This window comes from Methylococcus capsulatus, from assembly GCF_036864975.1.
Taxonomy (GTDB): Bacteria; Pseudomonadota; Gammaproteobacteria; order Methylococcales; family Methylococcaceae; genus Methylococcus.
Genome location: NZ_CP104311.1, coordinates 1,496,075 through 1,508,866, shown reverse-complemented (window position 1 = coordinate 1,508,866; position 12,792 = coordinate 1,496,075). Strand labels below are relative to the sequence as shown.

The following is a 12,792-nucleotide window of genomic DNA, read 5'->3' as shown; positions in this document are numbered from 1 at the left end:
GACAGCGACGGCACAGGTTTTCTGGGGCCTGTATCGGCGAAGCAGGCACGGCTGTGCCGATACAGGTGGAATCGGGCTTCTTATTTGGCTTTGTTCAGACCCGTGTCCTGGATCGCCTGTTTGCAACGCGAACTGACCTTGGCTTCGTTCTTTTCCAGGCACGCCAACAGCCGCCCTTCGCCGGGATCGACATTGGCGCAGAATTTGTCCAGATCGTCGTCGCACTCCGCAGCCACATAGCTCAGAGCGTTGACTTCACGCTGAAGCTGGGCCGCGGCATCGTAGATGGAATATTCGCACCGTGTGGAGAGCTTGTCCTGGTACGCGTAAAGACAAGCCAGTTGGCGTCCGTCTCCGGGCATCACATCCTTGCAGAACTTGTCCAGTTCGGCCTTGCAGCCGGTCTTGAAAGTGGAAACCGGGTCGTCGACCCGAGCCTGCTCGGCGGGCGCGGGGCCTTTGGTTTCGGCCTTCTTCGCCGCACAAGCGGGCTGCGTCAGGAATGCCGCCAACAGCAGACCGGCGAACAGAGAGCGTGCACTGTGCATGAGATGTTCCTTTTTATGGGTGATGTGAGGAATCGCGCCCCCCTTGCCCGCAAGTTCCGGCCTGAACCGGCCCTTCCGCTGGCGGCGCACGTCCGGCATTGTAGCCAGACACCCTGGAAAAACCTATCCGGCTTGAAACAGGCTCCGTCCGAACGGCCGGGGACTGCCATTTTTGCAAAATGAAGGAAGGGGGTGGAAAATAACCCAGCGGCACACTCAGCCATGCCAGGTCCGCTTCCCTTCCGCCAAACGCACGAGGAGTCCACTCAAGGTTTGTCAGCCATCATGAAGCCCCCCTCCGAATCCACCATCCGGCTGCTCAACCGAGGACTGTTCGTCGCCGGGACAGTTCCTTTTCTCTCACTTGCACTGGGCAGTTTGACCCACGGCCTGGGTGCCAATCCCGTCGAGACCATTTCCCACAGCAGCGGCCTTTGGACATTGAGGCTCTTGCTGGGCACCCTCGCCATCACACCTTTGGCCAAATTCCCCGGCGGACACTGGCTCATTCGCCTGCGTCGTACAACCGCCCTTCTGGCCTTCTTCTATGCCTGCCTCCATGTTTCTAACTATGTGATTTTCGACCATTTTCTCGACGCGCGCGAAATCTGGCGGGACATTATCAGGCGCCCCTTTCTTGCTGCCGGTATGACGAGTTTCCTGATCATGGTTCCATTGGCCGCCACCTCCAGCCGGGCCCTGGCCCGACGTCTCGGCCACAGAAACTGGCGCCTCCTGCACCGATGGGCGTATGTCTCGGCCGCGGCCGGCATATTTCATTATTTCTGGCTGGTAAAACGGGACACGTCAGGACCAGCCTTCTACGTCGCGATTCTGGCGGTCCTGCTGTGCCTGCGACTGGACGATGCGAGCCGGCGGCGAGCCAGCCACCCCTCCACCGGTCCGCGACAGCCCACGATTGCGAACCCCTCGGCACCGCAACCGACGGATTAGCGGCGGAACCCGGTAAGCAGAACCCTCTCCCTCAGCTGGTCCTATAATATAATTTCCTTTGAATGCCATACAGTAAACATGCTCTGCTTTAACCGCATAACGAGCCGCTTACGTATCGGACAAACCTGAAAAACAAAACCGTGCCATGCTTCCTGTCATGATCGGCGGCGGTTCCCAAGACCCTATGAAATCCCAAGTTTCATGTCATGGAAACCACTTGACGGCGCCGGCACCCCTTTCAACCGCCGGCCCTCAATGCTCCCGAACGCCACTGGCGTCCTCATTCCAGATCGGGTTATCCCGGTCCTCGGGATCGAGTTTGACCACGTCCTCCGGAAAAATATGCCAGAACGAACGGTCGATCGCGCCCTCCTGATAATGGCCTTCTTTCCGTCCGTGAAAAAATGGGCACCACCAGTTCTCCACCAGCTTGACCAGATAAGCATGCCATTCGAACAATCCCACGCTGAAAGGACAATACCAAGTACAATTAAGTACCCAAAACAACCTGGACTGGGTGGGACTGAGCCTGTAGCCAGGCCGCATGACGATCTGGTTTGACAGCTTATATCGGAAACTGGCTCGATCAGGCAAAAAGTCTTTCAACGTCTTTACGTTTTCCGCCCCCATCAGCTTAAGATGGAAATAACTGATATAGGCGCTGATTATCACAAAAGGCAGAGTCAGGATAGGCAGATAAATCATGAATACCCCGAAGATGCGCGTTGCATACGGGATTTGACCATGGTTTTTACCGATCACGACGCGGTTCCCGCCAATCCCTGACGAGTCACAAGTTTCGCACTTTTTCATTTTGAGCCTCAGCCAAAGCGTTCTAGTTCTTATCCGTGCAGCCCAGTCAGGCCCGGGGCGGCACCACATATCCTCTGTTTCCGATCCCGACACAGATCGCCAGCCGGTCGCTGCAGAGAACCTATGAGATCGAAAGCTCTGCGTCAAGCCAAAATGGCCAGACCGCAGGACAATGATAGAACCGACCGGCGGCGAGCACCGGGGAGGGACAGCGCCAGGGCGGCGCCGGAGCCGACGAGCTGCGGACAGGTGTTTGCACCGAACGATGCAAAGCCGCTTTTCCCTTGGCCGCCTCCTGCATTTCTGGCTAGGATGGAGGTCACCCTGACGTTCAGGAGGATTACTGCATGCCCTTCTTCAAAGCATCGAGCAATTTGCTACCGGTGGCCGCATCGTCGCTACCCACCAGCACCATCACGGTCATGTGATCGCCCATTCGAATGCACTCGATCACTGCCAGGGTCTTGTCGGTCCAAGAACGGACGGAATCGGCGTCCTTACTGATCCTACCCGTCGTCTGCGCCGACATGAGCGACTCGCCCCGGCTCACGCAGTCGGCTTGGCTCAGGTTCGACTGCATGTGATCCCAGTACATGTTAGGGGTGGCCAAGACGGCTCCAGAAGCGCCCAGCAGGGCGGCCAACATCAGAAAAGATTTCGCAAACATGGTCGGTCCTCCTCGTCTTTACATTCAAAAAACAGGATCCGCTTCGGGAGCGTTTGCCGGTAGAAGCGAAGGCTCGCCTTGCAATCTGCATATCACGTCAACCTTGACGAAGCTGCCCAGCGGGAACGTGGGCGACGCCGGCATTGGCCCGTTACTCACGATCCCGCCCGACTTTAAATGTCAGGCTTCGAATGAATTATAGCCACGCAAAGTATCAGGCTTGTGGCTCGGCGAGTTGCCGTCGGCATGCCGCTCCTTGTAAAGGAGATAGATGAAAACCGCCATCAGCCCGATCAGAATCCAATATTTCAACCAAAACAAGAACTTCAGTTTGGCCAGAAATGCCGGATGGCCGAGGAGATAAGCGTTGAATTCAGCGAAGAAATTTTCGAACATAGTACCCGACCTCGCAGATCTGCCAGCCAGTTACCCGGCTTATTTTGCCGCCTTGCGCGCCGATTCGAGGGAATCGGCGGCAGGGACTCAGGGGGACGCGATGCCGGTACGTGCGCAACCTCCTTGCTTTGCTTCGCCGTGGACGCGCCTATCGACAAATTAGACCATAGCCAGTTGCTACCAGTTCCGACATCGCGTCGTCAGGCCGGTACGATACTCCCCAAAAGTCCCTGCCGCCGCCGTGTATAATCCAGTCCCGGCCAGCAGCATCGCATCCGGGCTTGGCCGACCCCGATTTTTGAGTGGAGTGGATCGCTATGAGCCAGTTCCTGAATGATTTGGAGGTACGCCTCTACGGCTGGGGTGAAGGCGCGGCCAATTGGATCACGCTGACACCTCTTCGCTATGAATCGGCTTTCCTGGGCGAGTCCGTGTACATTCCGGACGAGTTTGTCACCGATTTCGCGTCGGTGCCGCGACTTCCACTCGCCTATCTGCTGGCTGGAGGACGGGCGATCCGTCCCGCCGTCATCCATGACTATGCTTACCAAACCCACAGACTCCCTCTGGAGAAGGGTGGCACCCGCCCGCTGACCCGTGAGGAAGCGGACAACATCTTCAGGGAAGCCATGGAGGCCGACCCCTGGTCCGGCACAGGACCGTGGACACAAAGGCTCATGTGGCAAATGGTCCGCTGGTTTGGATGCCCGATCTGGGCCAGGCATGGCGATCGCCAAAACGCCCTCAACCCGCTATGGAGCCGGACTGGCTGGCCGGATCTGGCCCGATGATACGAAACAGCTGCGCAGAAATGAAAAAGGCTTGCGGGAGCGCGCAAGCCTTTGAATCTTGGTAGCGGGGGCAGGATTTGAACCTACGACCTTCGGGTTATGAGCCCGACGAGCTACCGGACTGCTCCACCCCGCGATTGAGAACAGCAATTATACCCGCGCTTCCGAGATTTGCAAGCCCTGTTAGTCACATCCTTGGGCAAGCCTCTTCAGTACCGGGGACTCACCTTCCGATCCCAAGCCCATGCGGGCTGCATCGGCCAGCGTGTGACGTTCGAGTGCGGCTAGGAAATCTTTCCGCGCTTCGTACAGGATGGCCTTGAGGAAACAGCCTCGGTCGATCCGGCAGTGACTGGCCTTCGGATCGAAACATTCGACCAGATTCATGTTCGGCTCGGTCAGACGTACCACCTCGGCGATGGTGATGGTGTCGGCCGGACGCGCCAGCCTCAGCCCACCGCCTTTGCCGCGCATCGTCACGAGCAGGCCGGCATTGGCCAGGGTGTTCACCACCTTCACCAGGTGATTCCGCGAAATCCGGTAGTACTCGGCGATTTCCGGGATGGTCGCCATGCCGGGTTCCGGCAGGCGGACCAGATAAATCAAGACCCGCAGCGAGAAATCCGTGAACTGGGTCAGTTGCATGGCTGATACCTGTTTGGACAGCTGACGATAGCATAACACGTGCTCGCAGGAGGGCTTGACACGAGCTCGTGTCGATCCTAAATTTGTATTTGCTATGCATCTTATAACAGTATTCGACCCCGGTGCATCGCATTCGCATAAATCGACTAGGAGAAGCTCATGACCGAAAAGAAACTCGCCGACTGGTGGAACGAATCCCATGCCTCGCTCTATGAAAAACTGGGAGGAGAAGCCGCGGTGAATGCCGCCGTGGACATCTTCTACCGTAAGGTACTGGCCGATCCCCGCATCAACCGGTTTTTCGAGGGGGTCGACATGGAAAAACAGGCCGCCAAGCAGAAGGCATTCCTGACCATGGCATTTGGCGGGCCCCACAATTACACCGGCATGGACATGCGGCGCGGACACGCGCACCTGGTCAAGCAGGGCTTGAACGACTCCCACTTCGACGCCGTCATGGAACACCTGGGCGCCACCATGAAAGAGCTGAACGTACCCGACGAGTTGATCGCCCAGGCGGCGGCAATCGCCGAGAGTACCCGCAACGACGTCCTCGGCCGCTAAAGCGCGGAATCGACAGGAGCGCCACCATGACGAGCATCACCTATGGCGGAAACACCTATCCCCTCGACAAGCACCAGTCCGTCCTGGATTGTCTCGTCGGGCACGGCGCGCCTGTCCCCTTTTCCTGTCGTAGCGGGGTCTGCCAGACCTGCCTGATGCGTGCCGTCCGCGGTGTCCCGCCCGAGGACTCGCAGCGGGGGCTGAAAGACTCGCTGAAGCTCCAGAACTATTTCCTTGCCTGCGTCTGCCACCCGACCGACGACCTCGAAGCGGCGCTTCCCCAAGAGGTCGTGTGCTCACTACCTGCGACCGTCACGGCCCTGGAACCGCTCAACGGCGAGATCATGCATGTGTCGCTTGAATGCCACGCCCCATTGGAATACCGGGCCGGGCAATTCATCAATCTGTTTCGCGACCCCACGCTCGGGCGAAGCTACTCCCTGGCCAGCGTGCCTGGGCATGACGAACATCTGCATTTGCACGTGCGGCGACTCCCGCAGGGAAGAGTCAGCGGCTGGATACACGAGGAGCTGCGCGCCGGCCAGACCGTGGAAATTCGGGGTCCAAGCGGTGACTGTTTCTATGTTCCCGGCCGGCCGGAGCAGGAGATGGTACTGATAGGCACAGGTTCCGGCCTGGCCCCGCTGTACGGCATCCTGCGCGATGCCCTGCGGCGAGGACACAGCGGGCCGATCCGCCTGTTCCACGGCAGCAGGAATCGGGCGGGTCTTTATCTGACCGGCGAGCTGAGGGAACTGGCGAGGAACCATTCGAATTTCGAATACGTGCCCTGCGTCTCCGGCGAAGAACCGGCACCGGGCCTGGAGGGAGGCCGCGCCCACGAGATCGCGTTCCGTGAGATCGGGGATTTCAAGGACAAACGGCTGTTCCTCTGCGGCCATCCGGAGATGGTGAGCGCTGCGAAAAAACGTGCATTCCTGGCAGGTGCCGCGATGAAAGACATCTACGCCGATCCGTTCAACGTGAACGCCGCGCCCTAGATCCACTCAGTTCCCACTCCAGCAGCGCTTCGTAGATCGGCAGATCGTGCAGACGGGCGGTGACCGCCTGCGCCGCGAAGCAGGCCGCCAAAAGCGGCAGGATGAGCGCATAGTTGCCGGTCATTTCGATCATCAGCACCACCCCGGTAAGCGGCGCCTGGACCACGCCGGTGAACAGAGCCGCCATCCCGGCCACCGCGAAAACCCTGGGCTCCACAGACAGCACCGGCGCCATCTGCTGGATGAGCATTCCGGAACCGAGCCCGAGCAGAGCGCCCAGCAGTAGTATCGGCGCGAAGATGCCGCCAGCCGCCCCGGTGGCGTAACTGCCGATGGTCAGAGCAAACCGAGCAGCGAAGTAGAGCGCAACCCGACTCAGCTCCAGGCTGGCTTCACCGTCCAATATCCGGCCGACCAGCCCCTGACCGCCGCCCAACAGATCCGGCGCCAGCCAGCCAACCAGCCCGACCGAGCCGCCCCAGCCCAACCAGAACACTTTGCGCGGTCCCGGACGGTCCGGGTGCAGCCGCTGTACCACTAGCAAAGCGCGATTGAAAGCGACACCAAGTAAACCGCACGATATACCCAGCCCGACGAACACCGGCAGCGTCGTCAGCGAGGGAGTGCCGGGAATCTCGACCCGGAACGCCGGCAACTCCCCCAAGGCCAGACGACAAACCGTGTCCGCGGCGACGCAAGCGACCGCCGCGGCGAAAAACACCGGCGACGAACATCGTTCACGCAACTCCTCGAGCACAAATATCAGCCCCGAAAGCGGCGCATTGAAAGCCGCCGCCAGACCGGCCCCGGCCCCGGCCGCGATCAACGCGCGACGTTCGTCGGGGGATGCCGAACATGTCGTAGCCATGCCCTCTGCAACCGCCCCACCCATCTGCACGGTCGGCCCTTCCCGCCCCAGAGCGAGTCCTCCCCCTATGCCGATCAGCCCGCTCAGAAACTTGACCACCAGCACTCGGGCCCAGCGGAACCCGCGCAAGCCCATCAGCACCGCCTTCACTTGCGGGATGCCGCTGCCGGCCGCTTCCGGCGCGAACCGCTCGACCAACCAGGCTGCCAGGAATACGCTCAGGGCCGATGCCGCTGCAGCGACGGCCAGCCCCGGTACACCGTAGCCGTGCGCGTAGTCCTGCAGTCGGGCGCGCCATGCTTCGCCGGCATCCATCCCGAGATGAAAGCCCACCGCGGCGGCGCCGGCCAGCAGACCCACCAGCAAGGCGCGCGGAAACATGTGCCGCCGCTCCCGATTCCGGCGGACGAACCGCTCTGCCTCAGTCATCCAGGAAGACATAGTGAAAATCGAACTGGATGTTGTGCGTCCAGACATCGGCGGTACCCGACGTACCCGCCATGTATTGGCCCAGATAGCCGAAATCCATGCCCAGATTCCGGCTCAAGCGATAGGAAATACCGGAGAGGATCCGGTTCTGGCATAATCCGGCCGGCCCGAATAGGCTGTAATTCGGACACACCATGAGTTCGTCCCCCATGTAAAACTCCACCCCCTCGGCCACGAAGCGTATGGGATGACTCCAGGTCACTGCCTCGCGGAAGCGGATGCCGACTTCACCACCCTGTTGCAGCACCCGCTCCTCGAGCCGGGTCCTGCTGACCAGCTTCCATCCCCCTGCTTCATCGGTGAGCACCGCCTCCACATACGGGCGATTTTCCTGATAAGCCGGCTGGCCCACCGGATGCAGCCAAGTGTGAGCGTAACCGATGCCGAGAAAGAATCGGGGGTCGACTTGATAGCCCACCCCCACCCAAAGCAAGTCCTCGTACATGCGCCAGGCATTCGGCGGATTGTCGTCGCGCAGGCGGACCTGATCCCGCACATACCACTTGAATTTGCGCCAGTCCGGAGACATGCTACCCAGACTGCCCAGTAGGCTCAGCGAAGTCCAGGCACCGGCCATGCCTTCGATTCCGCCGGCACCGGCCGCTTGACACGCTGCCATCAGCAGCGACGCTCCAAGCGAAAAACCGGCCGTCGAACGCATCCCACCCGCCTCTCTATTCGAACCGCTGAATCCCGTGCATGCTCGTTCTCCGGGCCGTGTTTGAAATGGAACGGCCTAAGGACTTTACTTTGGAGACTCACCCCGCCGCCTTCGAAAATACGCGCTAAAGGGTAACCCATATGCCCCGTTCCCCCTTCAGACACTGGCCCATCGCCTGCCTCACCAGCATCCTGCTGAGCTGTGGCGGCTGCAGTTCCGGAGCCCAACAGGCCAAACCGGCATCCGCCGCGGACGAGGCGCTGAACCGAATCGAGCACATCGTCGTGATCTACGCCGAGAACCGCAGCTTCGACAACCTTTATGGTCTCTTCCCCGGCGCCAACGGAATCGCCAATGCCAGCGAAGACTCCAAGCGGCAGATCGATCATGACGGCTCGCCCCTGCCCTATCTGCCGCCGGTCTGGCTGAGCGGCGATGCCAGACCCGACCCGGCCTTCCCGGCCCGACTGCCGAACGGCCCGTTCCGGCTGGACGCGCCGCCCGTCGGCATGGCACTGTCGCAGAAAACGCGCGACCTGGTCCACGCCTTCTACCAGAATCAGGAACAGATCAACGGCGGCCGCATGAACCGCTTCGCCGCCGTATCCGATGCCGGCGGCCTCGTCATGGGCTATTACGACGGATCGAAGCTCCCGCTGTGGGACATTGCCCGGGAATTCACCCTGGCCGACAATTTCTTCATGGGCGCTTTCGGCGGCTCGTTCCTCAACCATTTCTGGCTGGTCTGCGCTTGCACACCGGTGTTTCCGGACGCACCGCCGGAACGGGTCGCCCGGCTCGACGCTTCCGGCCGCCTGCTCCGGGCACCCGACTCTCCGCCCAGCGCTCTGCAGGGGCCCGCCAAATACACCGCCTCGCGCATCACGCCGGACGGCTACGCGGTGCTCAATGAACAGCCGCCTTACCAGCCCAGCGGCATCCCACCCGCGGCCGGCGGCGACCGCCGTCTGGCCGACCCGTCCAAACACCCCTTGCCACCGCAGTCGTTCAAAACCATCGGCGACACCCTGAGTGCGAAGGGCGTGACCTGGGCTTGGTATGCCGGCGCATGGAACGCCGCCGTCGAAGAAGGCATGCGGGATACGCAGCCGCGCCAAGTGATCTATGGCAAGGGGGAGGACTCGCCGAATTTCCAGGCCCACCACCAGCCTTTCAATTATTTCGCCCGCTATGCGCCGGGCACACCAGAGCGGGCCGAGCACTTGAAGGATGGCGCGGACTTCCTGGCCGCGATCGAAGCCGGCACCCTTCCCCAGGTCAGCTTCTACAAGCCGCAGGGCAGATTGAACGAACATCCGGGCTACGCCGATGTCCTCGCCGGGGATGCCCATATTGCCGGCTTGGTCCGCAAGATCCAGGCAAGTCCGCTCTGGCCGACCACGGCGATTATCGTGACCTATGACGAAAACGGCGGTTTCTGGGACCACGTTGCCCCGCCCAAGGGCGACCGTTGGGGCCCTGGTGTCCGCATCCCGGCAATCGTCGTGTCTCCCTTCGCCCGGCGGGGGTACGTGGACCATACGCCGTATGACACGACCTCGATCATCAAATTCATCACCCGCCGCTTCGGTCTGGAACCATTGCCAGGCGTGCGCCCGAATGCCGGGGATTTGACCCACGCCTTCGATTTCGGCTCATGATTCCGCGCGGAGCATCACAGCCTGCCAGGCAGATCAGCCCAAGACCGGCTCCACTGGGCAAAACCGACCGGAGGGCTTTGCCCAACACCCCGCCCGCGGCGCCCGTGACGCACCCCCATGGCTTTGGTTAAAATATTAAAATTGTCCGTGCCGTCCTGCCCATAGTTATGGGCGCTCCCCGAGCCCTCTCGGACATCTCCTCATCGCACAGATTCGAGCTTTCATGACGAAATACATCTTCATCACCGGCGGAGTCGTTTCGTCGCTGGGTAAAGGCATTGCTGCATCCTCCCTCGCCGCGATCCTCGAGGCGCGCGGGTTGAAAGTCACGCTGACGAAGCTCGATCCCTACATCAACGTCGATCCGGGCACCATGAGCCCGTTCCAGCACGGCGAGGTGTTCGTGACCGAGGACGGCGCCGAAACCGATCTCGACCTGGGCCATTACGAACGCTTCGTCCGCACCACCATGGGCAAGGCGAACAGTTTCACCACCGGCCAGATTTACGAGAACGTGATCCGCAAGGAACGCCGCGGCGAATATCTCGGCGCCACCGTGCAAGTCATTCCCCACATCACCGACGAGATCAAACGTGGCATCCGCCTCAGCGCGGAAGGCTATGACGTGGCGCTGATCGAGATCGGCGGCACTGTGGGCGACATCGAATCCCTGCCCTTCCTGGAGGCGATCCGCCAGATGCGGGTCGATCTGGGCGAAGAACGCTCACTGTTCATCCACCTGACCCTGGTGCCTTACATCTCCAGCGCCGGCGAGTTGAAGACCAAGCCGACCCAGCATTCCGTCAAAGAGCTGCGCACCATCGGCATCCAGCCGGACATCCTGATCTGCCGTTCGGACCGGCCGATCCCGAAGAGTGAGTGCCGCAAGATCGCGCTGTTCACCAACGTGCAGGAAGACGCGGTCATCGCTTCAGTGGACGCAGACACCATCTACCGGATTCCCGCCCTGCTGCACGAGCAGCAGCTCGACGAAATCGTTGTCCGCAAGCTGCGGCTCGATGCCGGCCCCGCCGACCTGAGCGAATGGCATCGCGTGGTGGATGCGCTCAAGCATCCGGAACGCTCGGTCACCGTCGCCATGGTCGGTAAGTACGTCAACCATTCCGATGCCTACAAATCGCTGAGCGAAGCGCTGGTCCACGCAGGCATCCACACCCGCACCGCGGTCGACATCCGCTTCATCGAGTCCGAGGAAATCGAGGACCACGGCACGGGCATGCTGGCAGGGGTCGATGCCATCCTGGTCCCCGGCGGCTTCGGCGAGCGCGGCATCGAAGGCAAGATCGCGGCGGTGAAATACGCCCGTGAGCACGGCGTCCCCTACCTCGGCATCTGCCTTGGGATGCAGGTGGCCGTGATCGAATTCGCCCGCAACGTGGCCGGCCTGGAGGGTGCGCACAGCACCGAGTTTCTGCCATCGTCGCCGCATCCGGTCATCGCCCTCATCACCGAGTGGAAGACCGAGACCGGCGGCATCGAATACCGCAGCGGCAATTCGGACCTGGGCGGCACCATGCGGCTGGGCGGACAGAAATGCCGGCTGGTACCCAATACGCTGGCCCATGCCACCTATGGCAAGGACGTGATCACCGAACGGCACCGCCATCGCTACGAATTCAACAATCACTACCTCAAGACGCTGGAAGCGGCGGGGTTGCGGGTTTCCGGCAAATCGCTGGACGGGCGCCTGGTGGAGATGGTGGAGATTCCCGGCCACCCCTGGTTCCTGGCCTGCCAGTTCCATCCCGAATTCACCTCCACGCCGCGTAATGGCCATCCGCTGTTCAGCGGCTTCGTCCGCGCGGCCTGCGCGCACAGCGAGGATACGGCACAGCCGCAGAGCGGCGGGGTCCAATCATGAGCAACATCGAAACATCGGTCCGGCCGTTCGAACTCTGCGGCTTTCCCGTCGGTCTGGAACACCCGCTGTTCCTGATCGCCGGCCCCTGCGTCATCGAAACCGAGCAGCTGGCATTGGACACCGCCGGCACCCTCAAGGAAATCACCGGCGCGCTGGGCATGCCGTTCATCTACAAGTCCTCCTTCGACAAGGCCAACCGCTCCTCCCATACGAGCTACCGGGGGCCTGGCATCGAAGAGGGATTGCGCATCCTGGCCGAGGTCAAAAGCCAGATCGGGGTGCCCGTGCTGACCGACGTGCATGAGGACACCCCTTTGCAGGAAGTGGCGTCGGTGGTGGACGTGCTGCAGACCCCGGCCTTCCTGTGTCGCCAGACCAATTTCATCCAGAACGTCGCCAATATGGGCAAGCCGGTCAATATCAAAAAGGGCCAGTTCCTGGCGCCCTGGGACATGAAGCACGTCTCCGCCAAGGCGCTGGCCACCGGTAACCGGCATATCATGGTGTGCGAACGCGGGGTCTCCTTCGGTTACAACAATCTGGTCTCGGACATGCGCTCGCTGACCATCATGCGCGAGACCGGCTGCCCGGTGGTCTACGACGCCACCCACTCGGTGCAATTGCCGGGCGGCCAGGGCACCGCTTCCGGCGGACAGCGCGAATTCGTGCCGGCACTGGCGCGGGCGGCGGTGGCAGTGGGCATCTCGGGCCTGTTTATGGAGACCCACCCCGAGCCCGACCGCGCCCTGAGCGACGGTCCCAATTCCTGGCCGCTGGACCGCATGAAGGCTTTGCTGGAGCTGCTGTCGACCCTCGACCGCACTGTCAAGGCGAGCCCTCTGCTGTAATCCG

The 12,792-nt window shown here is 61.3% G+C and carries 14 protein-coding genes and 1 tRNA gene; 7 read left to right on the top strand and 8 right to left on the bottom strand.

The annotated features are described in order from the left end of the window. Positions 1-80 precede the first annotated feature (80 nt). Complete coding sequence (locus tag N4J17_RS07430; RefSeq protein ID WP_198322687.1) at positions 81-548, bottom strand: cysteine rich repeat-containing protein; 468 nt, start codon at positions 546-548, stop codon at positions 81-83. A gap of 192 nt (positions 549-740) precedes the next feature. On the opposite strand from N4J17_RS07430, the gene N4J17_RS07425 reads away from it, so the two are divergent. Continuing rightward, the gene (locus N4J17_RS07425) at positions 741-1,502 is read left to right on the top strand and encodes a protein-methionine-sulfoxide reductase heme-binding subunit MsrQ (RefSeq protein WP_277458167.1); all 762 of its coding nucleotides are present in this window, start codon (positions 741-743) and stop codon (positions 1,500-1,502) included. A gap of 252 nt (positions 1,503-1,754) precedes the next feature. Here the strand turns inward: N4J17_RS07425 and N4J17_RS07420 are convergent, their stop codons facing one another. The 3 genes from N4J17_RS07420 to N4J17_RS07410 all read right to left on the bottom strand — a co-directional run bounded on the left by N4J17_RS07420 (position 1,755) and on the right by N4J17_RS07410 (position 3,378). After that, positions 1,755-2,384 (bottom strand): hypothetical protein, encoded by a 630-nt coding sequence (locus N4J17_RS07420; RefSeq protein WP_198322685.1) that lies wholly within the window; start codon positions 2,382-2,384, stop codon positions 1,755-1,757. Between the two features lie 271 nt (positions 2,385-2,655). Next, complete coding sequence (locus N4J17_RS07415; RefSeq protein WP_232470417.1) at positions 2,656-2,982, bottom strand: hypothetical protein; 327 nt, start codon at positions 2,980-2,982, stop codon at positions 2,656-2,658. A gap of 180 nt (positions 2,983-3,162) precedes the next feature. Further along, positions 3,163-3,378, bottom strand: coding sequence for a hypothetical protein (locus N4J17_RS07410; protein ID WP_198322684.1), 216 nt, complete (start codon positions 3,376-3,378; stop codon positions 3,163-3,165). A 317-nt stretch (positions 3,379-3,695) separates the two neighbouring features. Here N4J17_RS07410 and N4J17_RS07405 point away from each other — a divergent pair, with 317 nt between their 5' ends. Continuing rightward, on the top strand, positions 3,696-4,169 hold the full coding sequence (locus tag N4J17_RS07405) for a DUF1353 domain-containing protein (RefSeq protein WP_198322683.1): 474 nt from the start codon (positions 3,696-3,698) through the stop codon (positions 4,167-4,169). A 59-nt stretch (positions 4,170-4,228) separates the two neighbouring features. Here N4J17_RS07405 and N4J17_RS07400 read toward each other — a convergent pair. Continuing rightward, positions 4,229-4,305 (bottom strand) — tRNA-Met (locus N4J17_RS07400). Between the two features lie 47 nt (positions 4,306-4,352). Beyond that, positions 4,353-4,814, bottom strand: a complete 462-nt coding sequence (locus N4J17_RS07395; protein WP_198322682.1) for an Rrf2 family transcriptional regulator — start codon at positions 4,812-4,814, stop codon at positions 4,353-4,355. Between the two features lie 159 nt (positions 4,815-4,973). On the opposite strand from N4J17_RS07395, the gene N4J17_RS07390 reads away from it, so the two are divergent. Continuing rightward, a complete protein-coding gene (locus N4J17_RS07390; protein ID WP_198322681.1) occupies positions 4,974-5,378 on the top strand; it encodes a group I truncated hemoglobin in 405 nt (134 codons plus the stop codon). A 26-nt stretch (positions 5,379-5,404) separates the two neighbouring features. Continuing rightward, positions 5,405-6,379 (top strand): 2Fe-2S iron-sulfur cluster-binding protein, encoded by a 975-nt coding sequence (locus N4J17_RS07385; RefSeq protein WP_198322680.1) that lies wholly within the window; start codon positions 5,405-5,407, stop codon positions 6,377-6,379. Here the strand turns inward: N4J17_RS07385 and clcA are convergent. Together clcA and N4J17_RS07375 are read right to left on the bottom strand one after the other, a co-directional pair. Beyond that, on the bottom strand, positions 6,357-7,676 hold the full coding sequence (clcA, locus tag N4J17_RS07380) for a H(+)/Cl(-) exchange transporter ClcA (protein WP_277458166.1): 1,320 nt from the start codon (positions 7,674-7,676) through the stop codon (positions 6,357-6,359). The two genes, N4J17_RS07385 and clcA, sit on opposite strands and share 23 nt — an antisense overlap. Then, positions 7,669-8,355 carry a DUF2490 domain-containing protein gene (locus tag N4J17_RS07375; protein WP_232470566.1) on the bottom strand — a complete coding sequence of 229 codons (687 nt, stop codon included), beginning with the start codon at positions 8,353-8,355 and terminating at the stop codon, positions 7,669-7,671. Before N4J17_RS07375 ends, clcA begins: the two co-directional genes overlap by 8 nt. Before the next feature lie 182 nt (positions 8,356-8,537). Here N4J17_RS07375 and acpA point away from each other — a divergent pair, with 182 nt between their 5' ends. The 3 genes from acpA to kdsA all read left to right on the top strand — a co-directional run bounded on the left by acpA (position 8,538) and on the right by kdsA (position 12,788). Next, the gene (gene acpA, locus N4J17_RS07370) at positions 8,538-10,058 is read left to right on the top strand and encodes an acid phosphatase (protein ID WP_198323418.1); all 1,521 of its coding nucleotides are present in this window, start codon (positions 8,538-8,540) and stop codon (positions 10,056-10,058) included. A 223-nt stretch (positions 10,059-10,281) separates the two neighbouring features. Then, positions 10,282-11,940, top strand: a complete 1,659-nt coding sequence (locus N4J17_RS07365; RefSeq protein ID WP_198323419.1) for a CTP synthase — start codon at positions 10,282-10,284, stop codon at positions 11,938-11,940. Next, positions 11,937-12,788, top strand: coding sequence for a 3-deoxy-8-phosphooctulonate synthase (gene kdsA, locus N4J17_RS07360; protein WP_198323420.1), 852 nt, complete (start codon positions 11,937-11,939; stop codon positions 12,786-12,788). The genes N4J17_RS07365 and kdsA overlap by 4 nt, the downstream gene beginning before the upstream one ends. Positions 12,789-12,792: the final 4 nt, after the last annotated feature.

What these genes read in the sequence shown, in the direction of transcription:
- N4J17_RS07375 (WP_232470566.1), bottom strand. Translation starts at nt 8,355, where the DNA reads ATGGCAGCGTGTCAAGCGGCCGGTGCCGGCGGAATCGAAGGCATGGCC.
- clcA (WP_277458166.1), bottom strand. Translation starts at nt 7,676, where the DNA reads ATGACTGAGGCAGAGCGGTTCGTCCGCCGGAATCGGGAGCGGCGGCAC.
- N4J17_RS07415 (WP_232470417.1), bottom strand. Translation starts at nt 2,982, where the DNA reads ATGTTTGCGAAATCTTTTCTGATGTTGGCCGCCCTGCTGGGCGCTTCT.
- N4J17_RS07420 (WP_198322685.1), bottom strand. Translation starts at nt 2,384, where the DNA reads ATGTGGTGCCGCCCCGGGCCTGACTGGGCTGCACGGATAAGAACTAGA.
- N4J17_RS07430 (WP_198322687.1), bottom strand. Translation starts at nt 548, where the DNA reads ATGCACAGTGCACGCTCTCTGTTCGCCGGTCTGCTGTTGGCGGCATTC.
- N4J17_RS07390 (WP_198322681.1), top strand. Translation starts at nt 4,974, where the DNA reads ATGACCGAAAAGAAACTCGCCGACTGGTGGAACGAATCCCATGCCTCG.
- kdsA (WP_198323420.1), top strand. Translation starts at nt 11,937, where the DNA reads ATGAGCAACATCGAAACATCGGTCCGGCCGTTCGAACTCTGCGGCTTT.
- acpA (WP_198323418.1), top strand. Translation starts at nt 8,538, where the DNA reads ATGCCCCGTTCCCCCTTCAGACACTGGCCCATCGCCTGCCTCACCAGC.
- N4J17_RS07365 (WP_198323419.1), top strand. Translation starts at nt 10,282, where the DNA reads ATGACGAAATACATCTTCATCACCGGCGGAGTCGTTTCGTCGCTGGGT.
- N4J17_RS07385 (WP_198322680.1), top strand. Translation starts at nt 5,405, where the DNA reads ATGACGAGCATCACCTATGGCGGAAACACCTATCCCCTCGACAAGCAC.
- N4J17_RS07395 (WP_198322682.1), bottom strand. Translation starts at nt 4,814, where the DNA reads ATGCAACTGACCCAGTTCACGGATTTCTCGCTGCGGGTCTTGATTTAT.
- N4J17_RS07405 (WP_198322683.1), top strand. Translation starts at nt 3,696, where the DNA reads ATGAGCCAGTTCCTGAATGATTTGGAGGTACGCCTCTACGGCTGGGGT.
- N4J17_RS07410 (WP_198322684.1), bottom strand. Translation starts at nt 3,378, where the DNA reads ATGTTCGAAAATTTCTTCGCTGAATTCAACGCTTATCTCCTCGGCCAT.